The sequence below is a fragment of the Pelistega suis genome (genome assembly GCF_013133795.1).
Lineage (GTDB): Bacteria > Pseudomonadota > Gammaproteobacteria > Burkholderiales > Burkholderiaceae_B > Taylorella > Taylorella suis.
Map to the genome: position 1 here is coordinate 163899 of NZ_JABGBN010000001.1, position 24628 is coordinate 188526.

A 24628-nucleotide genomic window follows, 5' to 3' on the forward strand; every position below is an offset into this window, starting at 1 on the left:
TCTACCCCTTTATTATTTGTGTTATCCATTCATGGCGGCTAATAGCACCTGTAGTGGATGTTTGATTTCTCGATTTTCCATACGCGCCACTTGGCAACGACAAGAGAATCCCGTGGCGACTAAGCTATCCGTATTTTTACGAACAACAGCTTGCCAAGATTGCTCATAAATACCGCGAGAAAGTTCTTTGTGCTCTTGCTCATGACCATAGGTACCCGCCATACCACAACAGCCTAAATTAGGTGTTTCTAGCTTAATGCCAAAAGCCTTGAAAATATCTTGCCATTGCTTATTCGTACTGGCAACTTGTGTTCGCTCAGTACAGTGTGCGGCTAATTGATACACTTTGTCTGTTGTTACGGTTGGCACTGGATTATTCGCTAACCATTTTAATAGCCACTCTTGTAATAACTGCACATTAACTTTTAAAGCGGGTGCCTTATCATCTAAGTACGCTTTCGTATATTCCTGACGATAGACAAGCGTCATGGCAGGATCCAGACCAATGAGTGACATGCCTAGCGATTCAGCTTTTGCCAATAGAGCAATATTATTGCGACGTACCTTATCAAAACGTTTTAAGAATCCATGAACATGCAGCGGTTTGCCGTTGGCGAAATAAGGTAGGACATAGACCTTGGCACCAAGGCGATTGAGGAGTTGCAATAAATCGATGAGTACCTGACTATCAAAGAAACGGGTAAAAGCATCCTGCACAATCGCGACGGCATTGTCGCTAGGGGTGTAATTGCTGAGGTCCTTATTAAGCAATGTTGCACCGTATTTATCCCATTCGATGTGTGCTTCAGTATGGAAAGATGGTAGGTCGACTAATTGCACCGTACGTTCTTGTAAACTACGGACAAAGCCAATGTTTTGTAAAGCATTATAAAGACCTTTGACAGGCAATAAATAAGGTAATACTTGTTCTAAAGAGGCTAATGCATAGTCACGTAATTGACGTTTATTGCGTTGGTGATAGCGCTCTAGGAAACGTGCTTTAGCATCTGGGATATCGACTTTGACAGGACATTGACCTGCACAAGACTTACAGGACAAACAACCATGCAATGCCTCATAGACCTCTTTGTCAAAGGAGTTGCTTTGCTCACCGATGGTTTCGCGACGTAGCCATTCTTTGAGTAAGGTAGCACGCCCTTTGGGAGAGTGGACACGGTCGCGGGTGACTTTATATGATGGACACATTGGGTCATTTAAGTCATAGTTAAAACAGGCACCGTTGCCATTGCAATGCATGGCATTACCAAAAGCGAGCCAGTCAGCTTGGTTTACTTGACGGTCACGGTCGCCACGGAAAGCTACTTCGGTGAGTGGGGTGAGGACATATTCCTTATTGCTAGTTGGTGTCGCGATTTTGCCCGGATTTAATTGATTGTGTGGGTCAAAGAGGGTTTTGACTTTTTGGACGAGAGGGTAAGCCTCACCAAAGAAAATCGGTGCATAAGCAGAGCGTAGCCCTTTACCATGCTCACCCCAGAGAACACCCCCATATTTATGGGTTAGCTCAGCGACTTTATCACTAATATCCTGAATTATTTGTTTGGCTTGTGGCTCTTTCATATCAATGAGAGGGCGCACATGCAGTACTCCTGCATCTACATGTCCAAACATACCATAGTCCAATCCCATTCCGTCCAATAAAGCACGGAATTCGGCAATATAGTCAGCAAGATTTTCTGGTGGAACAGCGGTATCTTCTACAAAAGGTTGAGGGCGCTTTTCGCCTTGGACATTGCCGAGTAAACCTACTGCTCGTTTGCGCATGGCGTAAATATGATTAACAGCAGTACGTCCTACTGCAGTGGTGATACTTAAGCGTTTTACGGAAGTATCTGTTTCTAAATGCGAGAGGAAGGCTTGTTTGAGCTGTTCTAACTCTGTTTCATCATCTGAGGTAATTTCAACCAGATTGATGCCTGCGATAGGCTCTGCAGCTTCGGGGAAATATTGAGCCACATTATTCCAGACAATATCTTGCTTGGCTAAACCGAGTACCTTAGCATCGACTGTCTCGATAGAAAGTGGATTACGTGCCATTAGGGCTTTGGCATCACGTAATGCAGCTTGGAAATCCGTGTAACCGATATTAATCAGTAGTTGATGTTTAGGAATAGGAAGGACATTGAGTGTTGCTTCAGCAATAAATCCTAAGGTACCCTCACTACCACAGAGAATACTGTTCATATCAAACTGTGTATCGGTGAGTAGATTAGGCAAATCATAACCGGTAAGAGAGCGATTTAACTCAGGGAAACTCTGTTGAATAAGTGCCGTATTGTTATTAGCTAATTCAAAAAGTTCTAGGTATAGAGATTTTTGATAATCAGACTTATCTGTAATAGCCTCTTGCCAACTGTTCTTATCAAGAGAAACCGTCTCTAGTACGTCACCACCGAGTAAGACAGTTTTTAGCCCTAAAACATGATGGCGTGTTTTGCCGTAACGACAGCTACCTTGACCACTGGCGTCCGTATTAATCATTCCGCCAATCGTAGCTCGATTTGAGGTGGAGAGTTCAGGCGCAAAGAATAAACCATGTTCTTTTAAGGCAGCATTCAATTGATCCTTGACTACACCTGCTTGCACGGTTGCCGTACGCTTTTCTGGGTCAATGGCAATGATATGATTCATATGGCGAGACATATCCACAATCACACCGTCAGTTAGCGATTGACCATTTGTCCCCGTCCCACCGCCACGAGCAGTAAGGACGACTTTCTTAAAACTGTCTTGTTGAGCAAGTTTAGCGAGCGCTTGCAAGTCTGAGATGTCTTTCGGAAAGATAATGGCTTGCGGAATACGTTGATAAATCGAATTGTCTGTAGAAAAAACAAGACGAGAGGATTCATCACTAGCAATATCGCCTTTGAAGTTCGGACGGAGTTCAGAGAGAAAGCGTTGAACGAGAGGACTAATAGTAGACATGGTTTCAATCTAAGGGCAATAAGTGTAAAAATGCAATAAGTCTTGTGTCATATTAAGACTTATTGCACATTGTAGCAGTTTAAGGATTAAGTGCCTTTAGACAAGCCTCAATAGAAGATTGTTGTATCTCTGCATAGAGTGCCAGCTCATCATAGACGGCTGTACCGAGTGCTTGTTCAAAGGATTGCTTATTAGAGACTTCATCATACATTTTTTGTTGTGCATCACCCAGATTGGATTGGAAAATACCCGCAGCAGATACGGGTAAAAAATCCTCATAGACAATCGGCTCAATTTCAATTATCCCTTGGGTTAATAAACTAGGAATATCTTGTGAGGTCACAGGCTTATCGAGCTTTTTAGCGTCTTTTTTAGCGAAATAGTAGAAATAAGCAAGACCTTGCTCTTGTAATTCCTGATATGAATCGGGAAAATCGGCAAAAGCTTGTTGATGAATCTCCATATAGCCAACAGGTTCTTGAGATACACCTTTTTCTTTACTTAGCTGACGAGATTGGTTTAATAATTGATCATAGAGGGCACGGCCTTTTGGTGTGAGAGCTACACCTCGCTGTTCAATTTCACCAAAGCGTGCCGTATGGCTACCGAGTTCTTTATCGGTTTCATTGATAAAGAACACTTGTTCCTCTAGGGCTTTAAAGCTAGTTTGACGCAATAAAATAGGGCATTTTCTGGTAGGAGGTCCTTCAATAATTTCTTTGGGAGGAATGCCTCGCTTTAACATACCTGCTTGAACAGCATCGATATCTAATGTTCTTGGGGTGAGATGATTGATATGAGGGCCTTTAAATGCCACCACATCCGCAATGAGTCGGTGTTGGTCGTGCAGAGCCTTATAGACCTCACTACTGACGGCAGCCTCTTTATGCCAACGGAATGTTTCAAGGACTTCGTTGACAAATTGCTCAGCTTGCTCTTTGGTGAGTCCCCCTTGTTGTTCGCAAATCTCAGTTAGCTCTATTGCTTTAGGTGTAAAAATATTGCGTTTAGCAAGAATTTCTGCTGCTGTATTACGTAGATTAACGTCATCAATGAGTTCTAGTCGTAGTAATGAGGTAAAAATACGAAAAGGACTCTGATTGAGTGATTCTGCATCAATAGCACGAAAGGCGGTTGAGTGTACAGGCACACCAGCAGGTGCTAAGTCATAATAGCCTACTGGAAACATCCCCATCACAGCAAATATACGGCGTATGGTGGCCAGCTCTTGTGCCGTTCCTAAGCGAATCGCGCCATGACGCTCTAAATCTAGACGAGGTAACTCACCGGTGAGTTCTAGCTGCTGTTTTAATTCTGGTTGCTTAGTGAGTACGGCTTGATTGACCTCTGATACCAAATCAATTAAATCCCCATAAAGAGGGACTTCTTTTTGATACATATCGGACATTAATGCTGAAAAACGAGAGCGAATTTCATTGGGACTAAGAAAATTAGACATTTATAGATCTCCACCTATTTGTAAAAATTATTTCATCTGTCATTCTAAAATATTTTTTATAAAAAACGACGGATTTTTTTTGAAAAAACTAGACATTTTTATAATATCGTGCAAAATATTGTTACATAGTTTGAATTTAAAGGAATGGGTATGGAGAGTTTAATTTCAGCTAATAATAATTTGGCATTATGGGCATTTGTGATGTTGGCAGCAGCTGCCGCAATTTTGATTGAGCAAAGGACGAAGTTAGGTGCAAAAGTTCCCGGAGCAGTTATTGCTTTATTGATTGCCATTGCAGCGTCGAATTTTGGAGTAGTCCCAGTCGATGCTCCAGTATATGACGCTGTTTGGGGATATGTTGTTCCATTGGCGATACCGCTTTTACTCTTTCAGCTGAATTTACATGCCTTGGTCAAAGAGAGCGGTCGCTTACTATTTTTATTCTTGATTAGTTCGGTGGGTACGGTTTTAGGCGTCTTCTTAGGCTTTGGTTTACTCAAAGATTACATCCCTGAGTTAGATAAAATTGCGGCTATTATCAGTGCTTCTTATACGGGTGGTGGCGTGAATTTGGCTGCGATGACCGCTAAATTGCAACCCAGTCCAACGATGATTTCAGCAACATATGTCGCTGATAATCTGATGATGGCGTGTTATTTCTTTGTCTTGATTGCTTTACCAGCTAGTCAGTTCGTACGTAAATTTTGGGGTAGTCCTTACCAAGACCAGAACGAACGTCATCGTGTGGTAGAGGACGGCGATAATGCGGCAGCAAGTTATTGGAAACCTAAAGAAATCTCACTACAAAATATCGCTATTGCTTTAGGTGCAGCGATTTTATTAGTCGCTGTCGCATTTAACTTATCGGCATTTTTAAAAGGGATTTTGACGGTGACCGAGGAAACTAGTGTGGTAGTGACTATGCTAGTAGGTCTGGTGACAGATAAATACTTATTATTAACGACACTCACATTCTTAGTGATGTTGCTCTTTCCAAAATGCACAGAGAAGCTGAATGGTAGTCAGGAGCTTGGTACTTATTGTATTTATTTATTCTTTGTGGTGATCGGTGTGCCAGCGTCTATTCCGTTGATTATTGACAATGCACCGTTGTTATTTGTCTTTACGATGACAGTGGCATTAGTCAATTTAGTGGTGACATTATTCTTTGGTAAGATTTTCAGATTTGGTATCGAAGAGATTACACTTGCTTGCAATGCCAATGTGGGTGGTCCAACGACAGCCGCTGCACTAGCAATTGGTCAAGGTTGGCGCGACCTCGTGGGTCCAATTTTAGTGATTGGTACGGTAGGTTACATTATTGGTAACTATATCGGTGCCATGGTATATGCCGTATTGGGATCTATGTAGGAAATAGTTGCTGATTAAAACATTGTAGTCTTTGAGTGATAAACCCCCCATAAGTGGTGTCCAACTTATGGGGGTTTTATTTAGATTTTTGGCGAGTTTTAATTCGACATGATGTTATGCCTAGATTAGATGCTGTCACCGTTAACGTTTAGCAATATCTTCTTGTGCTTTTTCGACAAGGTCAGCACCAATACGCTCTTTCCACTTATTAAAGACTGATTCTGTGGCTTTCACAAAGGCTTGATATTCCTCATTGCTTAGGGTATGCACTTCGACCCCTTGTGCTTCAATCTCTTTGATTAAACTATTATCCTCAGCCGTTGTTCCTTTACGAGCAATTTCGATTTCTTGTTTACCTGCGTCAATCGCTGCTTGGCGTACGATTTCACGGTCTTCGGGTGTCCAAGAGTTCCATACTTCTTTATTTACCACAAAAATAAGAGGGTCGTTTACATAGTTCCATAGCGTCAGATGTTTTTGACCGACGTTATAGAGTTTCGAGCCATTGTAAATCGATAAAGGATTTTCTTGACCATCTACCGCTTTACTAGCGAGTGCTGGTTGAGCATCAGCCCAGCTCATTTGTACAGGGTTGGCACCTAATGCGGTAAAGGTATCCATATATAGAGGTGAACCGACTACGCGAAGTTTTAAGCCTTTTAAGTCCTCAGGTTTACGAATAGGGTGTTTTGAATTGCTGACTTGGCGATAGCCATTTTCACCCCAGGCGAGAGGAATGACACCTGCTTTTTCGATGCGTTCAAAAATACGTTTGCCTACTTCACCTTGTGTGAGCGCATCTACAGCACGGTAATCTGGCATAAGGAAGGGCATCGAAAAGAGGTTAAGTTCTTTGACTTGTGGTGACCAGTTAATTGTTGAGCCTACAGCGACATCAATGACACCTTGACGGATAGCTGGAAATTCACGAGTTTGATCGCCTTGTACCAGAGAGGTGCCTGGATAAATTTTAAAGTTAATTCGACCATTAGTACGTTCACGGACTAAATCAGACCAGATAACTGTTGCCTGTCCCCAAGGGAAAGTCGTATTGACGACTAGTGATAATTTATATTCATCTTTATATTTTGCTTGAGCCATTGCTTGTGGAGCAAGACTCGTCAGCCCAATGGCGAGGCCAGTGGCAAAGCAAAGTTTTTGTAAAAACGTTTTCATTAAAGTCTCCTTAATTTTTATTGAAGTAATGTGGTAAAGCGGTGACTAAGTCTGGAAAAATCACCAATAAGAGTAACACAATCAGCATACCTAGGACTAACCAGAGTACCCAACGAATGGTCGATTCAATGGGTACTTTGGCAATACGGCATGACACCATAAGGTTAACGGCGAGTGGGGGTGTAAACTGACCAATAGCCACCATCATGGTCAGAATGATGCCGAACCATACCAAATCCCATTCAAAGTGATTAGCAATAGGGAGAAGTAAAGGGATAAAAATCAAAAAGATAGAAATACCATCTAGGAACATACCAAAAATAATCAGTAATACGATGATAAAGGCTAATACGCCATATTCGCCCAGTCCTGAGTTCACGACGGCATTGGTGATTGGGTCAATAATACTGAGTGTTGACAAAGCCCACGCAAAAATACCTGAAATAGTGACAATAAATAGAATGACAGCAGAGAGTTCGGCCGAATCACGTAAAATTCCTAGCAAGTCTTTAAGGCTAATGCTACGATAAATCACCATTCCGACAAAGAGGCCGTAAAAGACGGCTACAACGGCCGCTTCTGTCGGTGTAAACCAGCCTAAACGCATTCCACCGAGAATCACCACGGGCGCCATAAGTCCCCAGAATGCTTTTAGAAAGCTATCCCATAAAGGGGGACGAGATATTTCAGTTTCTAATTGTCCCATCTTATGCTTACGCGAGAGATAGATAGCGGGAATGATAATGCCGATACCCGCCAGAATACCCGGAATAATCCCAGCAACAAATAAATCAGGTACAGAAGCCTGTGGGACTAAAATCGCATAGATAATAAAAGCAACAGATGGAGGAATAAGAATATCGGTCGCGGCACCAGCAGCAACGACACTAGCAGAAAAAGACGGGATATAACCCGCTCTTGTCATGGCAGCAATCATCACACCACCGACTGCTGCGGCACTGGCAGGACCTGACCCTGAAATGCCTCCCATAAACATCGCCACACATACGCAAATGAGTGGTAGCATACCGGGACCTCGACCGATTAATGCGGTGGCAAAATTTACAATACGAAGAGCAACGCCAGAACGCTCAAAAATTGTCCCTAATAAGATAAACATAGGGATGGCCAACAACGGGTATTTAGATAGACCTGCATAAAAGCTCTGAGGCACACTCATCAGACCGAACCAATGTGTATCTAGATTGTTAAAAATAATGGCAACAACACCAGATACGCCTAAGGCAATAGCAACAGGGACACCAATAATGAGTAAGACAGCAAATAAAACAAAAAGTAACGTTGCAATCATTTTTTACCTCTAAGGATAGCTGTGCTAAGTTCCCACCATTGACGGAGTAAGCGTAAGCTAATTAATAGAGAAAACAGAGGTAAGAAAATGGTGTAATACCACATAGGAACGCCAATGGCGGGTGAAATGTCGCCATATTCTATCTCATCCAAACATAGGCGTATAAAGAGTACCGTAAAAAGAATAAAGAAGGCCAAGCAAACAGTACTAGCCACCCAATCTAATCGTTGTCTGAGTTGGGATGAACAACTATTAATAATTAATTCAATACGGATATGTTGGTAGCGAATAAAGGCAGAGCTTGAGCCTACCATCGTGACCAAAATCAGTAAAAAGATTGAGAGTTCCTCTGTCCAAGCAAAAGACGAGGTCGTAAAGTAACGTGCTAAAACATTGCACATCGTAATACAGGCAAGTGCTGCCATAAAAAGTACGAGTAAGCTATCTTCAAAAAGTAACCACTTTTTAGTAGGGGTTTCATCCGACATTTGTCCACATCCTTATGTCTCCAAGCTAGCTAAACTAGAGGAGTATTTAATCTTATGAAATGTGAGCATTGAGAATCGAATAGGTCGTGGTTATACCTTGGCGAAAAATAAATCTTGTGGATTATTTTATACGTGCCTGTTGAATCTACTGCTACAGCGTTTTTATCATATCGCTGAAAGTCATCCTTGAAAACCAAGAAAAACCCTAATAAACCAAGCGGGGTTCTTGAGTTTATTAGGGTTGCTTAACTTTACTTATATGAGGAAGATTAACGTTGACCTAATAAATCAGGTAGACCGAGAGAAATCTCTGGAACATAAGTAATCAGGATTAAGAACAATAACATAATGCTTAACCAAGGCATAGTCGCTTTAATTACGCGTGTCACCGGTAACTTGGTAATCGCTGATGCCACAAAGAGGTTAAGGCCGACTGGTGGTGTTAATAAACCAATCTCCATATTCACAACCATGATAATACCTAAATGAATTGGATCGATGCCTAAGTGCATAGCAATCGGGAATAAGATAGGTACTAAGATAAGAATGATGGCAGAAGGTTCCATAAAAGCACCCGCGACAAGTAGAACCACGTTAACTACGATGAGGAACTGCCATGGTGCTAAGTCCATTGCGGCAACAATGGCGGTCAGTTGCTGTGGAATTTGCTCGGTCGTGAGAACATGCGCAAATAGCATCGCATTGGCAATAATAAACATCAGCATTACACTCAGTTTACCTGCCTCGAGGATTACCTTAGGACACTCTTTAAAAGAAATATCTTTATAGATAAAGACAGCTACAATAAATGAATAAACCGCAGCAACGGCAGCAGCCTCAGTTGCTGTGAAGGCACCTGAGTAAATACCCCCCAAAATAATAACCATGAGGATAAGCCCCCATAGGGCTTTACGAGCAGCACTTAACCATTCGCGTATAGTCGCACGCGGTAAAGCGGGGAGATTTTTCTTGCGAGCAACGACATAAATGACCACCATAAGGACAAGGCCGAGAAGTAAGCCAGGAACAACACCAGCCATAAATAGACGCCCCACTGATTGTTCTGTCGCTGCTGCATAAACGACCATTACCACAGAAGGAGGGATGAGAATCCCTAATGTTCCTGCATTGGTGATAATACCCGTACCAAATTCAATGGGGTAACCAGAACGAACCATACCTGCAATAGCGATTGAGCCAACCGCTGCTACGGTAGCAGGGCTAGAGCCAGAAAGTGCCGCAAACAGCATGCATGATAGTACAGAAGCAATGGCTAAACCGCCACGAATATGTCCTACGGTCGCATTTGCAAAATCAATGAGACGTTTGGCTACCCCCCCTGTGGTCATAAATGCACCGGCAAGGAGGAAGAATGGAATAGCGAGTAAGGTGTAGTGCTCTGAGGTTTCAAAAATCTTAACAGCGACTGAGCTCAGTGAGTCATTACTGAAGAAAATAATCACTAATGAGCCAGCCAGACCAAGAGAAATAGCGATAGGCACACCAATCAGCATAAAGAAAAAGAGTGCCGCAAATAAAACAATAATCGACATTTTTTACTCCTTATGCTCTTCGTTAATTTTTAAGGCGTCATTGGCTTCGTCAGCTAAACCTAAATCAGTCTGTTGACCACGTAATAGACGGATTAAAATCTCAATAAAACGGATAAGAATCATTCCAAAACCAACCGGAATAATCAGACCGATATGCCATACCTTAATGTGGAAAGCATGTAAATCCTCTGCGCCGACATCAGCCGCATGCATAGCACTAATCCATCCAAAGCTAGCGTAAGCGATGAGACTAACAAAGCCGATACATAGTAAACATGCAAAAATACTAATCATACGGCGCCCCTTAGGGGAGAATTGTTTGAGAACAATATCAATGCCGATGTGTCCGGCTGTACGGACACCATAGGATGCGCCAAGGAAAATGAGCGCTCCAAAGAAGAGTTTTGTCAGTGCTACACTCCATGTCATTTCCATTGCCATCGTCATAATAAAAATAGCAATAGGTTCTAAGATAGGACGTAGCGTTTCAGAACTTTCCGCTAGACTGAGGAAAGGTTGGTATAAGTTGTTAAGAACAACATATACAAAGGTGACGATAGTCATTAATGCGAGCGAGAGAATAATTAGAATTTCTTCTAATTTTCCCCATAGCAGAGAAAGCTGTTTCATAATAGACCCTTAATTGAGCGATAAAGGGCAATAAGCGCTACACAAGCGTCCTATTGCCCCATTTATACGACAAAGAATGGAAAATTATTGTTTGTTAGCGGCTTCTGCGGCTGAGATTAAATCAGCACCGATTTGGTCTTCAAACTTTTTCCATACAGGACGCATAGCTTCACGCCATTTAGCACGTTCTTCATCGGTAAGCGTAATGATTTCTGTTGTGCCAGCCTCAACAATTTTCTTTTTGTCGGCAAGGTTAAAGTCATGAGATACTTTGTTGATTTCTACAGTCACTTGGTCAAGAACTTCTTGTAAACCAGTGCGGACATCAGCTGGTAACTCATCCCAGAATTTTGTATTCACAATTACCATGTATGAGAGTAGACCGTGGTTAGATTCTGTGATGTACTTTTGTACTTCGTGAATTTTTTGAGAGTAAATATTTGAGTATGGGTTCTCTGCACCGTTTACTACCCCAGTTTGTAAGCCTTGGTACATCTCAGCAAACGCCATTTTACGTGGAATTGCTAGGATTTGTTTGAATTGAGCATCAAGAACTTCTGATGCTTGTACACGGAATTTTTGACCACGTGCATCAGTAGGTACACGTAAGGCTTTATTCGCAGAGAGTTGTTTGAGGTCGTTATTCCAGTATGTTAGGCCTGTGATACCTTTATCACGCATAGAGTTTAATAGCTCTTTACCTTTTTCACTCACTTGGAAACGTTCTACCGCTTTAATGTCATCAAATAAGAATGGTAAATCAAATAATTGGATTTTTGGGGTGAACTTGTCAAACTTAGCAAGTGAAGGCGCTAGCATATGAACGTTATTTGTCAATAATGCTTCCATCTCTTTACCGTCACCATAGAGGGATGAGTTTGGGTATACCTCGACTGTTACGCGACCAGGGAATTTCTCTTCTGCTAGTTTTTTAAACATCGCTGCACCTTGACCTTTGGGTGTATCAGCAGCAACAACGTGAGAGAATTTAATCACAATAGGATTGTTTGCTAGAGCAGGGCTCATAGCAAATGCACCTAGAGCAGCAACAGAGATGAGTTTTAGAACGGCTTTTTTCATCATGGTCAATCCCCTAAAAAAGATGAAATAAACTATAAGGTTGTGCAAATGTTACTGCAAAAAAAGGGAGGAAACATAGTGGAGTGGTTAATTAAGGGTTTATCCTAGGGTAATAAAAATGCCCCCTATAAAGGGGGCTCTAAGGAATAGATGAAATGGCAGACTTTAGAGAACGTAGCGCGATAAGTCTTGGCTCTTTGCGGTTTCCTCTAGTTTGCTATTTACATATTCTGCATTCACGATGACTTTTGTACCGCTTTGTGAAGTGGCATCAAACGATAAGTCCTCTAATAGTTTTTCCATTACGGTATATAGGCGACGAGCACCGATATTTTCCGTGCGCTCATTAACATCAAAAGCGAGTTCAGCAAGACGATGTAAACCATCATCTGTAAACTCTAGAGCAACACCTTCGGTTTCCAATAGAGCAGAGTATTGCTTGGTGAGTGATGCATCTGTTTCATTCAGAATACGTACAAAGTCGTCAGCAGTCAGTGACTCTAACTCTACACGAATAGGAAAGCGACCTTGTAATTCAGGGATTAAGTCTGATGGGCGTGATAAATGGAATGCACCAGAGGCGATGAATAAAATATGGTCTGTTTTAATCATGCCATATTTTGTATTGACGGTAGTTCCCTCTACTAAAGGTAATAAGTCACGTTGAACGCCTTGTCGCGATACATCAGCACTGCCATGTTCAGAGCGATTTGCAATCTTATCTACTTCGTCTAGAAATACGATACCATTTTGTTCGGCATTGCGAATAGCAGCATTACGAATTTCTTCTTCATTGACGCGTTTAGCAGCCTCTTCATCAACGAGTAATTTAAACGCATTTTTTACCGTCATTTTCTTGGGTTTGGTGCTTTCTCTACCCATATTCGCAAAAAGACCTCGAATTTGTTCGGTCATCTCTTCCATACCAGGCATGCCAAGTACTTCCATCTGAGGTGCTGCTTGTGCCACTTCAATTTCGATTTCTAAATCGTCGATTTTGCCTTCGCGTAGACGTTTACGGAAAGTTTGACGAGCCGTATTTTCTTCGCGGATAGGTTCGCCATGTGCATCTCGTGCTGGTGTAACAAGGACATCCAGAATGCGATCCTCTGCGGCATCTTCTGCTTGAGCACGAACACGGCGCATTTCTAAGTCACGAGTTTGTTTAACGGAAATATCCACTAAATCACGAATAATCGTGTCAACATCACGTCCTACATAACCTACTTCGGTAAATTTAGTGGCTTCTACCTTAATAAAAGGTGCGTTAGCTAATTTAGCGAGGCGGCGTGCAATTTCGGTTTTACCTACACCTGTTGGGCCAATCATCAGAATATTTTTAGGGTGAATTTCGTGGCGGAGTGGCTCGGCTACTTGTTGTCGACGCCAACGATTACGCAACGCCACGGCAACAGATTTTTTGGCTTTATGTTGGCCTACAATATGCTTATCGAGCTCTGAAACAATTTCTTTGGGTGTCATTACACTAAGGTCGCTCATAATTCTTATCCTTTATTATAATTTTTCAACAATATGATTTTGGTTGGTGTAAATACATAAGTCACCAGCGATTTCGAGTGATTTTTTCACGATTTCTGCAGGAGATAACTCTGTGTTTTGTAATAAAGCTAATGCAGCAGACTGTGCATAGGAACCGCCAGAACCAATCGCTGCAATACCATGTTCAGGTTCTAATACATCACCATTGCCTGTGAGTACCAAAGTGTGGTCTTTGTCCGCAACGATTAACATAGCTTCTAGGCGACGTAAGACGCGGTCAGTGCGCCAGTCGCGAGTTAATTCAACGGCTGCACGCATGAGATGGCCTTGGTGTTTTTCTAGTTTAGCTTCAAAACGTTCTTGTAACGTAAAAGCATCGGCCGTCGCACCAGCAAAACCAGCTAATACGCTGTCTTTGTAAAGACGACGTATTTTACGAGCAGTTCCTTTAATGACAACATGACCAAGAGTTACTTGCCCATCCCCACCAATGGCGACTTCATTGCCGCGGCGAACACAAACAATCGTTGTAGCGTGAAATTGTTCCATAAATAGAAATTCCTAAAGATTTTTTTGCTAGTTGGGGATGGAGTTTACTATTTCAAGGGGGAGGGGGGTGATCTTCTGCTTGTGTGGAGCCGACACAAGAAAGGTATAGGGGAGATTGGAAGAGAAACTTGATGTAGACTGCGATAAAAGTGTGCAGGCTTCCATCATGACGTAGGAATTTGTCAATATAGAAGGCTGCACCATCAAAAAGAGATTAATCTGAAAAGAGATTAGTCGCCGTAGAGCTTTTGACGTTTTTCACGACGCTCTTGTGCTTCTAACGAAAGTGTGGCTGTAGGACGAGCAAGTAAACGACCTAAACCAATAGGCTCACCAGTTTCTTCGCACCAACCGTAGTCTTTTGATTCAATGAGTTGTAAAGACTGTTGAATTTTTTTCAATAGTTTACGCTCACGATCTCGAGTGCGTAGCTCAAGTGCATGTTCTTCTTCGATAGTAGCACGGTCAGCAGGGTCAGGTACAAACTGTGTCTCGCGCAGATTTTCCGTAGTGATATTAGCTTTATTAAGAATATCGTTTTCTAGTAATTTTAGGCGATTTTTGAAAAATGCTAATTGTGCATCGTTCATATAGTCATCGTCTGACATGGCTAGGAGTTGTTCTTCGGTAAGAAGAGTTTCTTCTGCGACAGTCGCTTTTTTAGATGATTTTGCCATATTCTAGTCTCCTAGATGCTACATAAAAGGTTGATAGGACAGTCACCTTAAGCGAGGCACTGCGTTAGTCCTTGTTGGAAAATTTCTTGTGGAAGTTTACGACCAATAAAGACAATTTTGTTTTGTTTTTTCTCTTTGCTTGACCAAGGCTTGCCCGGATTGGTGCCTAAAATCATATGCACGCCTTGTAATAAGTAACGGACAGGAGCGCCTTTAATATAGAGAATACCTTTATAGCGGTACAAATCTGGACCATAAACTTGTACAAGTCCTCCCAGAAACTCATCTAACTTCACTGGGTCAAATGGGCGTTCTGAGGTAAATAAGAAAGCACCAATCTCGTCATCATGGTGGGCGTGATGATGGCAGTGCTCATCACATTCGTGATCATGATGATGACCGTCGTGGCAATGTTCGTTACACTCGTGATGATGGTGATGTTCGCCATGACAATGTTCATCGCATTCATGATTATGATGATGGTGGTGATGATGATCATCTGCCTTTAAGAAAGCAGGGTCAATCTCTAAAACAGAGTTGAGATTAAATCCTGTGATATCAATAATTTCTTTTAAATCGACTTCACCAAAGTTAACGGGCGTAATTTTAGCGCGCGGATTCATCTTAATCAGTCGTTGACGTAGTGCTTGGTATTCATGATCACTAACCAAATCAAGTTTTGAAACCAGGATGCGATCAGCAAACCCTACTTGTTGTTGTGCTTCTGGTTGGGTGGTTAATGTTTCCATACCATGCTTAGCGTCAACGATGGTGATGACAGCGTCTAGCATATAGTAGCTAGCGACGTCTTCATCAATAAAAAATGTTTGGCAAACAGGGCCAGGATTGGCAACACCCGTTGTCTCAATAATAACGCGTTCGAAAGTTAATTCACCCTTTTCACGGCGTGCTTTTAAGTCAAGCAAAGTGCGTTGTAAATCACCACGCACGGTGCAACATACACAACCATTGTTTAGCTCGACAATTTCCTCTTCTGAGTCTTGAACTAATAGCTCGTTGTCAATGCTTTCGGGCCCAAATTCATTCTCAATGACGGCAATACGGCGACCATGATATTCGGTAAGGATACGTTTGAGTAAAGTGGTTTTACCTGCACCTAAGAAACCAGTGAGTACAGTAACGGGAACCATTTTTGTTGCCATGTTTTTTCCTAGTAATCGTTTTGTGCTACGCAAGCATTACATCATAAAAATAAAAATTTCGCTGTTAAATGAGGTTAATTTTGGAAAAAACAAGAGTATTTTATAAATTTTATTTTTTTTGACAGTTGGCACATGTGGCTCGGATTTCTGTCTGAGGGGAGTTTTGATTAAAACCGACTTGCGCAAGGAGTGTGTGTAATTCTTTATTAATATGGGGTGCACTAATTTCTTGGACAGCACCACAAACCGTGCAAACAGCGAGTAAGTCATGGTGGCTATGGTCACATTGAATGTGCTGACAAGCCGTCCAGCCATTAATGGCATCAAGGCGGTGGATAAATCCTTCTTCCTCTAAAAATTCTAAGGCACGATAAACGGTGGAGGGTTTTGAACTTGGATGGATGGCTTGCATTTGCTCTAGTAACTCGTAAGCTTTTAGGCTGCGTCGATTGCTTAGCATGAGTTCGAGTACTTGTGCACGAATGGGTGTCAGACGCTTTCCTCGTAACTCACAGAGGGCAGTGGCTTCAGCAATGCTTTTTTCAACAGAAAGAGAATGGTCGTGACCCATAGTATATCCAGTGATAAAAATTAGTTTTGTTATATTATAACATCTGTTATAATATAACAAAATAGAGACTATACCTGACTAGCGATTTATGAATTCTACAATGAAAACAACCCCCTATGCAGATTCTTTTGCAGGGACAGAGATAACACAAATTGTGCATGAGCAGACGCAAAGTGTGCTTACGGATTCCGCTTGGGTACGTTTAGCTCCTTTGCTATTGCTATTAACTTTTATGTGGCTGCTGGTCGCTGTATTTCTAGGTTGGTGGTAAATGTGTGCTATCCGTTTGACGGATGTGACAGTTGGGCAGAGGGAGTCTTCTGCTGACTTTATTCTTAAAAATATTAACGGTTATTTCCCTCGGGGATCAATGACGGCCATTCTTGGACCTAATGGTGCAGGTAAGTCGACATTGATTAAGACGATTATTGGTTTTTTAAAACCTGTTCGAGGGTATGTGGAGATTGATGTCTCACTACGAGCCCAGATGAGTCTGCTACCTCAACTGAGTGAGATTGATAAAAGTTTTCCAATTACGGTTTATGATTTGGTGGCGTTAGGTGCATGGCGACGATTAGGACCTTTTAAATCCTATAACAAAAAAGAACAAGAAGCCATTCAGCGAGCATTAGAACAAGTAGGCTTACAGCATCAGGCGAATCAATTAATTGGTACGCTATCGGGAGGGCAATTGCAGCGTGCTTTATTTGCCCGTCTTATTGTTCGAGATCCTGAGGTGTTTTTATTGGATGAGCCGTTTGCGGCGATTGATGAAGACACATGTGAAGATTTAATCACTTTAATTCAGGGATGGCACCAGAAGGGACGGACGGTTATTGCCGTTCTTCATGATGCCGATTTAGTTGCTCGTATATTTCCTGATACGTTGTTGCTCGCATGTGAACAAATTGCCTGGGGCAAAACAGCGGATGTGCTCACCGAGGATAATTTACAGCGTGCTCGACGGTTAGCATTAAAGGGGTTTTAAATGTATGACATTTTTATAGCTCCTTTTGTTGAGTTTAGTTTTATGGCGAGGGGGCTTTTCGGCGCATTGTTCTTAGCTTTATCGGCCAGCGCAGTGGGTGTTTTTTTGGTACTTCGCCGCATGAGTCTTGTTGCGGATTCTATGTCACATGCCATATTGCCTGGTGTTGCACTAGGATTTTTAATGGCGGGTATGTCGATGGGAGCCATGCTGATAGGTGGTTTTCTGACTGGCATTTTAGTCGCTGTATTGGCGGGTGTTATTGCTCGCTTAACCAGTCTGAAAGAAGAGTCTAGCTTTGCGGCTTTGTACCTGATTTCTTTAGGATTAGGTGTCATTCTTGTCTCTATCCGAGGGACAAATATGGATTTAGTGCATGTATTATTTGGTTCAGTGCTAACGCTCGACAACTTTAATTTGCTCACGATTATGGTAATGAGCAGTTTATCGGTCATTGTATTGGCAATTATTTATCGACCTTTAATCTTGGATTGCTTAGATCCTGTTTTTTTAAAAGCAGAGGGTGGTGGCGGACATTTAACACATGTGGTTTTTCTTTTATTGCTGGTGACGAATCTATTAGCGGGTTTCCAAGTTTTAGGCACATTAATGGTGGTGGGTATGATGTTATTACCGGCTATTGCCGCTAAATTTTTGGGAAAAACCTTAATTCAACAATTAGTGATAGCGGTTGTTCTCGGTATGGTGAGTGCTTATCTAGGTATGGTGATTTCTTTCCAAGTCGATTTGCCTGCCTCTGCCTGTATTATCTTAACCGCAGGTGTCCTCTATATTTTTGCATTGTGTTTTGGATCACAAGGCGGTCTTTTTCGTCAACTTATTACAAAAAGGAAGGAATAATGAAATTATTAGTTGCTTTAGGCCTAAGTTTAGGAATGAGTGTGGCTGCTCAAGCACATGGATTAAAAGTAGCGACCAGTTTTTCTATTTTAGAAGATATGGTCAAAAATGTTGTGGGCGAGCATGCTGAAGTCGTGAGTCTCGTTGGTGCAGACGCTGATGTTCATCATTATGAATTTAAGCCAAGTGATGTAAAAGCATTTTCAGATAACAAAGAAATTAAAGTATTGTTTACTAATGGTTTAGAGTTAGATGGTTGGGCAGAACAATTGGCAAAGGCAGCAAATTTCCAAGGGAAAGTGGTGGCATTGTCAGATGGTGTCAAAACACGTGCTTTTAATGAAGAAATTCTTGGTGAAGAGAACCATAAACATCATAATCATAAACATGACCATAAAAAAGGTCATAAACACGACCATGATCATAAACATCATGACCACAAGCATGATGATAAGCACAATCATGAGACACATGCAGGACATCAGCATGGTGAGTTTGATCCACATGCATGGCAAAGTCTGACTAATGCTCAGATTTATGTCGATAATATTGTCAAAACATTAAGTGAACTTGACGCTGATCATGCGGATATTTTTGCTAAGAATGGTGCTGCTTACAAAGAGAAAATGCAAACCTTGGATAAGCAATTTAAAGAGCAGTTTGCTACTTTAGCTGCAAATAAACGTTATCTCGTGACGTCGCATGAAGCATTAGGTTATTTTGCAGATGCTTATGGCCTAAAAGTATTAACTCCTTTAGGTTTTGCAGATAATGCTGAGCCATCAGCAAAAGATATCGCTATTGTGGTGAAAGCGATTCGTGAATTAAAAGTACCTGCTGTTTTCTTGGAAAATACAAAGAATCCAAAAGTTGTAGAGCAAATTGCACGTGAGAGTAAAACGAAAGTAGGTGGCACACTTTATACCGATGCATTGTCTAAAGATGCTCCGGCGAATAGTTATCTCGGCATGATGCAGACCAATGCCAAAACTATTTTGGATTCGTTGAAGTAGGATAGGCATTTTTCTATAGGTTGAAGTGTGTGGTGAGCCTATGGTCAATTGACTGTAGGCTCACTTATTATGTTGTTTTGATACAAAACCTATGCTTTTTTGATGACATAACTGTAGAATCATCTGCTATTTTATTGATATATATCAATTTTTTAGTAAAATTTCGTCTTCTACGGATTACATTGTTAAGATGATTCATTTTTATAGTGAAGTCATTTTTTCTCATTTAAAGAGTATACGCTTTAAACAAACGACACTGTTAATTTATTGGTGAAGTTTCTTATTCGTGCGTAGACTAAAAATATTGTAGAGAATAATTATTAAGTTGTTAATGAAGCGGAGCGGGTGAGTATTATGATGTTTTTTCATAAGTCAGGCATATTGATAAGTGCGTTAGTATTAGCGAGTGGCAGTAGTTTTGCACAGACATTCTTGGATGTAGGGGATGCTGAAAGACCAACAGTTCATTCGGTAGATGTGCCTCTTGTCTACTCACCATATTATCCAGCGGGACTTTCCTTATCTAAGGAGTCAGGTAGATATTTAATTGTTGAAAATACAGAAGGTTGGAGTAGTCCGAAACAGCTTAGAACGTTTTTTCTAAGAGATGTAAACCGTGGCGAGGAAATTCTTTTTAAAGATTATTTGGATAGTTTCTCAGGGAAGTCTTTTGCGTTGAGCGGTGATGGGCAACGCATCGTAACGATAACTAATGATTATGATCCTGTAGAGGATATCGCTAACGATTTGTCTTTAACCGTTTACGAGCCATCTCAAAATAGCTTTACTAAAAAATATAAATGGTCATTACCTGATACATTAGCTGTTCCTTATAATCAAAATAATTTGTTAATAGAGGTAGAAGACATCAATCACGATGGCAGTAAAATTTTACTATCATATCGCAATTGGTTGCAGAATATACATGAGAAACATCTGGTGAGCGCTGATTTTCAACAGGGTGTTTTAAACAAAATTGCCTTAGATAATAATTTTAATGCGATGGCTATTAGTGGCGATGGTCGTGTTTTGGCGGGAAGTTGGAGACATGACACTTTAAACAATACAGCCGTTTTGCAAGTGGGTGAAAATTATGAGCAATCAGTGCATTTAACTAATGCGGGCATAAGTTCTGAGGCCAATACCTTAAGCTATGATGGCAAGGTTGTTGGGGGATATACTGTAGTTAGTCAAGAGACTCCGTTTGGCATGACTAGTAGGGTGCAAAGACCTACAGTCTGGTATGGTGATGATTGGAAACTATCAAAATTCTTACAGAGTACACCAGAGAGTCCTGAAGACATTCGAGATGCACAAGTGAGTTTTTTAAGCGCAGATGGTCGTATTGCTGTTGTGAACGCCACTTCATTCTTTGACTTTTCCTCTTCAGCTGGGCGCTTTCCAGAAATCTGGTATGGACAGAATTTTGACAAATATTTTCGTCTGATAGATTCCCCCGATTACTTGACAGCCTTTAGAGTCACTGGTATGAATGCTGATGGCACTGTATTGAGTGGGGTACGCTATAATTTAGGTGCGGAGAGTCAGCACCCAGTATTATGGAAAGTGACTTATCCAAAAGAGCAGGCTCCACCACCTACAGAGCAAGTTCCGCCTGCAGATCAACCATCTTCTCCAGGAGAGGATAACCCGAAAGATGTTCCTGTAGCAGAGGAAAAGCCAGTTGAACCGCCGGTTCATGATACAGTGAATCCACCAAAAGTTACCTTGATTGATGTTAATTTGACGAGAAAGTCTTTTACAAAACAAGGTGAGGATGGTATGCGTGTACTACAAATGCATATAGACGACCTTAAAAGGTTACAACAGGGGTGTTTGGTTAGTCAAGTTGGGGAAAGTTGTTTTTCTGTATATACAGGATTAACGAGTACAGGTAAGCTTCACCAGCCTCATGTCGGTTTTAGTATAGCACGTGGATTTTCCCCTAATTTTTCTGCCGGAATTGTGTTGGATTATGGGATGAGGGGCTCGTTGCCAAGAACTTATCGAACAGGTAATAGTTTAGGGGTTGGTTTGTATGCTCAGTGGCAGTCTAACGGTTGGTCGTTTAGACCTAGTATTTCAATGAACCATTATAGTATAGATATTCGTCGTGATACTTTAGGGTTAACCGAAGTGGCAACGGGGAATAGCTCATTAAAAGGGTTTGGTGCAAGTGCTATTTTGGGACGTCAAATTCAGTTGAACAATCAGGGCAGTATTGAGTTGTATGGTGGCGTTCGTCATACGATGGTTAATCGGAAAGCTTATGTAGAGAAAGATGTGGCTTTCCCTGTATCTTATGGTAAGTTGAAGATGAAAGATACAGCATTGGTTGCGGGTTTAAAAGTATCTGTTCCTGTATCGGATAAGTTAAGTTTACGGATGACGACAGAAGTTGAGCAAAGTATTCAACATAAAGCCCCTAGTTTTGTTGCGCGTGAGCAATATATTGGAGAATGGAAGTATACGCCAAAACTAAAGAAATCAAGACCTTATATCAGTATTGGTATGGAGTACAAAGTATCGCCAATGAAAGTGATTCAAGTTAACTCTTATTATGGACGCTCTATTATGGGGAATAGTAGCAAAGGTGTTATGCTATCATTCACCGCACGATTCTGATGTACATGAGTCGATGAAGACGTAAACAAATCCTTTGCTTATATTCTCTTTATAGGCAAAGGATTTATTTTTTCTTTTTTGCTCTTGGGTGAGCTTGATCATACACCTGTGCTAAGTGTTGAAAATCAAGCTTAGTATAAATCTGGGTAGTGGCAATATTGGCATGACCTAGTAGCTCTTGTACGGCCCGTAAGTCTTGAGAAGATTGCAAGATGTGACTCGCAAAACTATGTCGCAATACATGGGGATGAATATTCGCGGGAATATTGCTTTTAATCCCTAATTTTTTTAGTTGCAGTTGAATCACGCGAGGACTAATGCGAGCGCCGCGCTCACCGAGAAATAGAGCATATTCATCTTCAACAGGTGTTGAGGGCTTTAGGAGTAGGTGACGTTTACTTAGCCAAAACTCAATGGCTTGAATGGCTTTTTCACCTAATGGTAGTAAGCGAGTTTTTTTGCCTTTACCAATCACCGTAATTTCTCGTTCTGCTAGATTCAACCAACCTTGAGATTCATATTTATCGACACGATGAAATTGAATATCCACATTCACCAGTTCAGATAATCGTAAACCACTAGAGTAAAACAGCTCAAAAATAGCTTGGTCGCGAGCAGCAATGGCACTATTGTCGGTTAGATTAAGACCTGTATCAAGAAGTGTTTTTGTCTGATCAGCAGAAAGTGCCTTAGGCAAAGAGCGAGGTACTTTGGGTGTTTTAACATCTAATGTTGGATTAATCGCTAGTTGCTCGCGAATACAGAACCATTTATAAAAACTTCGCCAAGTTGACAGCAGGCGCGAGAGAGAGCGAGGACTGTAATCTTGAGAGTGAAGTCTAGCCACCGCCGAACGAATTTGTGGGTTGGTGATGTTGGCAAGCTTGCTGTCTGGATAAAGCGAGATTAACTGTGCCATATCGCGCTGATAGGCACTTAATGTATGGTTAGAGTAACGTTTTTCAGCACGTAAAAACGCTAACCATTGTTGTATTTCTGGATGCATAGTATCCATCATGAGGTTTAGCTGAGACGATTTATTCGTTAGGCTGGCTCAAGTTCCGGATAGTCATCTTCGGCAATATTGTCGTCATTTTCATCCTCTGGTATTGAATCATCCATCATTGATGGTGCTAATCGAGAAATGGCAGCGCTTGCTAGATAACTGAGAGTTTCTAAGAATGTGACGCCCATGCCCTCGAAAAAATGCTCGCTATCTTGACTGGCAAAAATCAAGGCGCCAATGGCAGCATCATTGACATAAATGGGTGCAATAGCAATTGAACCCGCAGGTTCACTTAGCCAGGCAGCAATACCTGGGTGAATCTGTTTGCCAGTATAAGGAGCAACAAGAGTTTGGATATAGTCTTGAACCTCTTGATTGTCTTCTAATTGATAATCTTCAAGGTTTTCTAAGCCCCATAGCAGTAATTCTACTTCGAGGTCAGGGAAGGCATCTTGTAGGCCTGTCACGATAGCGGCAGGAATAAGCTCTTCTTCTTTCTGCGCTAAAAGACCCGCACACCAATCGGTAATCGTATCGCTAATACCTTGGTTTTCGTGAGCGATATAGCCCAACTCATTAAGATTTGAATGAGCATGAGAAAGACGCTCGCGTAATAGATTGACTTGACGCTCCAACAAAGATAATGTGCCGGGGCCATCAGGATTAGGAACATGTAATTCTGCAAAAACCTCAGCATGTTCGTTGAGGAATTCAGGATTGTTTTTTAAAAAATCAGCAACTTGCTGAGGGTTTAATGCTAAATCTGTCATGGGTTTAATACCTGTTTTGGAATAGCGTTAACAAGGGCATCAATATTGATTTCTCCCTCGAAAACTGTAGTGGCTGGTCCAGTCATTTCAATGGACTGACCGTCATAGCTGATACGTAAGTCGCCACCTCGTGTATGTACAAGTACAGGACTTTCAAGGAGGCCACGACGAATACCTGCGACAGCAGCTGCACAAGCACCTGTCCCGCATGCGAGGGTTTCGCCAGCACCGCGTTCATAGACACGTAGATTGATTTCGTTTTTGTTGAGTACTTGCATAAAACCAGCATTAACACGGTTTTTAAAGCGAGGATTTGACTCAATTAAAGGACCTTGTTCGGCAACGGGAGCGGTTGTCACATCCTCAACGGTTTGCACGGCATGTGGATTAGATATACCGACAATAGATAAGTCTACGGTATCTCCATTATTGAGGGGGAGTTTCCATAAGGTATCATTGCCCATTGTGCTAGATGCGAGCCCCTCTGTATCAAAGGCGATGTCTGCAGGAGCAAAACGTGTTTGCCCCATTTCTACAGTAACTGTTTGATCTTCACGTTCATTGAGCGTGATAAGACCCGTGGCTATCTCTGCTTTTAATGGATTGCGTCCAGAAAGCTTTTGCTCATGGACAAAACGCACAAAGCAACGAGCACCATTACCACAATGCTCGACTTCACTGCCATCCGAGTTAAAAATACGGTAGCGGAAATGAGCCTCGGGGTGGGTAGGCTCCTCGACTAATAGAATTTGATCTGCACCAATGCCAAATTGACGGTGTGCAATAGCTCGCGCTCTTTCTGGTGTCATCTGAATAGACTGACGAACTCCATCAAGGACAACAAAATCATTGCCAACGCCATGCATTTTACTAAAACGCCATTTCATTAC

22 protein-coding genes are annotated in these 24628 nt (G+C 41.7%); 6 read left to right on the forward strand and 16 right to left on the reverse strand.

Annotation, left to right across the window (positions count from 1 at the left end):
* Window positions 1-21: 21 nt before the first annotated feature.
* Window positions 22-2946 (reverse strand): FAD-binding and (Fe-S)-binding domain-containing protein, encoded by a 2925-nt coding sequence (locus tag HKX39_RS00845; RefSeq protein ID WP_171679422.1) that lies wholly within the window; start codon window positions 2944-2946, stop codon window positions 22-24.
* 79 nt (window positions 2947-3025) lie between these two features.
* Window positions 3026-4405 carry a 2-oxoadipate dioxygenase/decarboxylase HglS gene (gene hglS / locus HKX39_RS00850; RefSeq protein WP_171679423.1) on the reverse strand — a complete coding sequence of 460 codons (1380 nt, stop codon included), beginning with the start codon at window positions 4403-4405 and terminating at the stop codon, window positions 3026-3028.
* Window positions 4406-4555: 150 nt separating this feature from the next.
* On the opposite strand from hglS, the gene HKX39_RS00855 reads away from it, so the two are divergent.
* On the forward strand, window positions 4556-5776 hold the full coding sequence (locus HKX39_RS00855; protein ID WP_171679424.1) for a DUF819 family protein: 1221 nt from the start codon (window positions 4556-4558) through the stop codon (window positions 5774-5776).
* A 141-nt stretch (window positions 5777-5917) separates the two neighbouring features.
* Here HKX39_RS00855 and HKX39_RS00860 read toward each other — a convergent pair whose 3' ends face one another.
* The 11 genes from HKX39_RS00860 to HKX39_RS00910 all read right to left on the reverse strand — a co-directional run bounded on the left by HKX39_RS00860 (window position 5918) and on the right by HKX39_RS00910 (window position 16475).
* A complete protein-coding gene (locus HKX39_RS00860) occupies window positions 5918-6952 on the reverse strand; it encodes a DctP family TRAP transporter solute-binding subunit (RefSeq protein WP_171679425.1) in 1035 nt (344 codons plus the stop codon).
* A 10-nt stretch (window positions 6953-6962) separates the two neighbouring features.
* Complete coding sequence (locus HKX39_RS00865) at window positions 6963-8264, reverse strand: TRAP transporter large permease (protein ID WP_171679426.1); 1302 nt, start codon at window positions 8262-8264, stop codon at window positions 6963-6965.
* The gene (locus HKX39_RS00870; RefSeq protein WP_171679427.1) at window positions 8261-8752 is read right to left on the reverse strand and encodes a TRAP transporter small permease; all 492 of its coding nucleotides are present in this window, start codon (window positions 8750-8752) and stop codon (window positions 8261-8263) included. The genes HKX39_RS00865 and HKX39_RS00870 overlap by 4 nt, the downstream gene beginning before the upstream one ends.
* Before the next feature lie 269 nt (window positions 8753-9021).
* Complete coding sequence (locus tag HKX39_RS00875; RefSeq protein ID WP_171679428.1) at window positions 9022-10305, reverse strand: TRAP transporter large permease; 1284 nt, start codon at window positions 10303-10305, stop codon at window positions 9022-9024.
* A gap of 3 nt (window positions 10306-10308) precedes the next feature.
* The gene (locus HKX39_RS00880) at window positions 10309-10935 is read right to left on the reverse strand and encodes a TRAP transporter small permease (protein WP_171679429.1); all 627 of its coding nucleotides are present in this window, start codon (window positions 10933-10935) and stop codon (window positions 10309-10311) included.
* Between the two features lie 84 nt (window positions 10936-11019).
* Window positions 11020-12015, reverse strand: a complete 996-nt coding sequence (locus HKX39_RS00885; protein ID WP_216605029.1) for a TRAP transporter substrate-binding protein — start codon at window positions 12013-12015, stop codon at window positions 11020-11022.
* 165 nt (window positions 12016-12180) lie between these two features.
* Entirely contained in the window at window positions 12181-13515 is a 1335-nt protein-coding gene (hslU, locus tag HKX39_RS00890; RefSeq protein WP_171679431.1) for an ATP-dependent protease ATPase subunit HslU, read from the reverse strand.
* 15 nt (window positions 13516-13530) lie between these two features.
* On the reverse strand, window positions 13531-14064 hold the full coding sequence (gene hslV / locus HKX39_RS00895; RefSeq protein ID WP_171679432.1) for an ATP-dependent protease subunit HslV: 534 nt from the start codon (window positions 14062-14064) through the stop codon (window positions 13531-13533).
* Window positions 14065-14294: 230 nt separating this feature from the next.
* Window positions 14295-14741, reverse strand: coding sequence for an RNA polymerase-binding protein DksA (gene dksA / locus HKX39_RS00900; RefSeq protein WP_171679433.1), 447 nt, complete (start codon window positions 14739-14741; stop codon window positions 14295-14297).
* Between the two features lie 47 nt (window positions 14742-14788).
* The gene (locus HKX39_RS00905; protein WP_171679434.1) at window positions 14789-15904 is read right to left on the reverse strand and encodes a CobW family GTP-binding protein; all 1116 of its coding nucleotides are present in this window, start codon (window positions 15902-15904) and stop codon (window positions 14789-14791) included.
* Between the two features lie 109 nt (window positions 15905-16013).
* Window positions 16014-16475, reverse strand: coding sequence for a Fur family transcriptional regulator (locus tag HKX39_RS00910; RefSeq protein ID WP_171679435.1), 462 nt, complete (start codon window positions 16473-16475; stop codon window positions 16014-16016).
* A 100-nt stretch (window positions 16476-16575) separates the two neighbouring features.
* Between HKX39_RS00910 and HKX39_RS00915 the strand changes: the two genes are divergently transcribed.
* The 5 genes from HKX39_RS00915 (at window position 16576) to HKX39_RS00935 (ending at window position 21962) form a co-directional block, all read left to right on the forward strand.
* On the forward strand, window positions 16576-16746 hold the full coding sequence (locus tag HKX39_RS00915; protein WP_171679436.1) for a hypothetical protein: 171 nt from the start codon (window positions 16576-16578) through the stop codon (window positions 16744-16746).
* The gene (locus tag HKX39_RS00920; protein ID WP_171679437.1) at window positions 16747-17463 is read left to right on the forward strand and encodes a metal ABC transporter ATP-binding protein; all 717 of its coding nucleotides are present in this window, start codon (window positions 16747-16749) and stop codon (window positions 17461-17463) included.
* Complete coding sequence (locus tag HKX39_RS00925; RefSeq protein ID WP_171679438.1) at window positions 17464-18324, forward strand: metal ABC transporter permease; 861 nt, start codon at window positions 17464-17466, stop codon at window positions 18322-18324.
* Window positions 18324-19337, forward strand: a complete 1014-nt coding sequence (locus HKX39_RS00930; RefSeq protein WP_171679439.1) for a metal ABC transporter solute-binding protein, Zn/Mn family — start codon at window positions 18324-18326, stop codon at window positions 19335-19337. Before HKX39_RS00925 ends, HKX39_RS00930 begins: the two co-directional genes overlap by 1 nt.
* Before the next feature lie 354 nt (window positions 19338-19691).
* Window positions 19692-21962: an autotransporter outer membrane beta-barrel domain-containing protein gene (locus tag HKX39_RS00935; RefSeq protein WP_171679440.1), complete on the forward strand. Its 2271-nt coding sequence runs from the start codon at window positions 19692-19694 to the stop codon at window positions 21960-21962.
* 64 nt (window positions 21963-22026) lie between these two features.
* Here the strand turns inward: HKX39_RS00935 and xerC are convergent, their stop codons facing one another.
* The 3 genes from xerC to dapF are packed head-to-tail and all read right to left on the reverse strand — an operon-like array spanning window position 22027 to window position 24625.
* Window positions 22027-22977: a tyrosine recombinase XerC gene (xerC, locus tag HKX39_RS00940; protein ID WP_246225990.1), complete on the reverse strand. Its 951-nt coding sequence runs from the start codon at window positions 22975-22977 to the stop codon at window positions 22027-22029.
* Between the two features lie 29 nt (window positions 22978-23006).
* Window positions 23007-23738, reverse strand: coding sequence for a DUF484 family protein (locus HKX39_RS00945; RefSeq protein WP_171679441.1), 732 nt, complete (start codon window positions 23736-23738; stop codon window positions 23007-23009).
* Window positions 23735-24625: a diaminopimelate epimerase gene (dapF, locus tag HKX39_RS00950; RefSeq protein ID WP_171679442.1), complete on the reverse strand. Its 891-nt coding sequence runs from the start codon at window positions 24623-24625 to the stop codon at window positions 23735-23737. The genes HKX39_RS00945 and dapF overlap by 4 nt, the downstream gene beginning before the upstream one ends.
* Window positions 24626-24628 lie beyond the last annotated feature (3 nt).

What these genes read in the sequence shown, in the direction of transcription:
- dksA (WP_171679433.1), bottom strand. Translation starts at nt 14,741, where the DNA reads ATGGCAAAATCATCTAAAAAAGCGACTGTCGCAGAAGAAACTCTTCTT.
- HKX39_RS00910 (WP_171679435.1), bottom strand. Translation starts at nt 16,475, where the DNA reads ATGGGTCACGACCATTCTCTTTCTGTTGAAAAAAGCATTGCTGAAGCC.
- hglS (WP_171679423.1), bottom strand. Translation starts at nt 4,405, where the DNA reads ATGTCTAATTTTCTTAGTCCCAATGAAATTCGCTCTCGTTTTTCAGCA.
- HKX39_RS00870 (WP_171679427.1), bottom strand. Translation starts at nt 8,752, where the DNA reads ATGTCGGATGAAACCCCTACTAAAAAGTGGTTACTTTTTGAAGATAGC.
- xerC (WP_246225990.1), bottom strand. Translation starts at nt 22,977, where the DNA reads ATGGATACTATGCATCCAGAAATACAACAATGGTTAGCGTTTTTACGT.
- HKX39_RS00880 (WP_171679429.1), bottom strand. Translation starts at nt 10,935, where the DNA reads ATGAAACAGCTTTCTCTGCTATGGGGAAAATTAGAAGAAATTCTAATT.
- hslV (WP_171679432.1), bottom strand. Translation starts at nt 14,064, where the DNA reads ATGGAACAATTTCACGCTACAACGATTGTTTGTGTTCGCCGCGGCAAT.
- HKX39_RS00915 (WP_171679436.1), top strand. Translation starts at nt 16,576, where the DNA reads ATGAAAACAACCCCCTATGCAGATTCTTTTGCAGGGACAGAGATAACA.
- HKX39_RS00865 (WP_171679426.1), bottom strand. Translation starts at nt 8,264, where the DNA reads ATGATTGCAACGTTACTTTTTGTTTTATTTGCTGTCTTACTCATTATT.
- HKX39_RS00845 (WP_171679422.1), bottom strand. Translation starts at nt 2,946, where the DNA reads ATGTCTACTATTAGTCCTCTCGTTCAACGCTTTCTCTCTGAACTCCGT.
- HKX39_RS00930 (WP_171679439.1), top strand. Translation starts at nt 18,324, where the DNA reads ATGAAATTATTAGTTGCTTTAGGCCTAAGTTTAGGAATGAGTGTGGCT.
- dapF (WP_171679442.1), bottom strand. Translation starts at nt 24,625, where the DNA reads ATGAAATGGCGTTTTAGTAAAATGCATGGCGTTGGCAATGATTTTGTT.
- hslU (WP_171679431.1), bottom strand. Translation starts at nt 13,515, where the DNA reads ATGAGCGACCTTAGTGTAATGACACCCAAAGAAATTGTTTCAGAGCTC.
- HKX39_RS00905 (WP_171679434.1), bottom strand. Translation starts at nt 15,904, where the DNA reads ATGGCAACAAAAATGGTTCCCGTTACTGTACTCACTGGTTTCTTAGGT.
- HKX39_RS00855 (WP_171679424.1), top strand. Translation starts at nt 4,556, where the DNA reads ATGGAGAGTTTAATTTCAGCTAATAATAATTTGGCATTATGGGCATTT.
- HKX39_RS00885 (WP_216605029.1), bottom strand. Translation starts at nt 12,015, where the DNA reads ATGAAAAAAGCCGTTCTAAAACTCATCTCTGTTGCTGCTCTAGGTGCA.
- HKX39_RS00925 (WP_171679438.1), top strand. Translation starts at nt 17,464, where the DNA reads ATGTATGACATTTTTATAGCTCCTTTTGTTGAGTTTAGTTTTATGGCG.
- HKX39_RS00920 (WP_171679437.1), top strand. Translation starts at nt 16,747, where the DNA reads ATGTGTGCTATCCGTTTGACGGATGTGACAGTTGGGCAGAGGGAGTCT.
- HKX39_RS00860 (WP_171679425.1), bottom strand. Translation starts at nt 6,952, where the DNA reads ATGAAAACGTTTTTACAAAAACTTTGCTTTGCCACTGGCCTCGCCATT.
- HKX39_RS00935 (WP_171679440.1), top strand. Translation starts at nt 19,692, where the DNA reads ATGATGTTTTTTCATAAGTCAGGCATATTGATAAGTGCGTTAGTATTA.
- HKX39_RS00945 (WP_171679441.1), bottom strand. Translation starts at nt 23,738, where the DNA reads ATGACAGATTTAGCATTAAACCCTCAGCAAGTTGCTGATTTTTTAAAA.
- HKX39_RS00875 (WP_171679428.1), bottom strand. Translation starts at nt 10,305, where the DNA reads ATGTCGATTATTGTTTTATTTGCGGCACTCTTTTTCTTTATGCTGATT.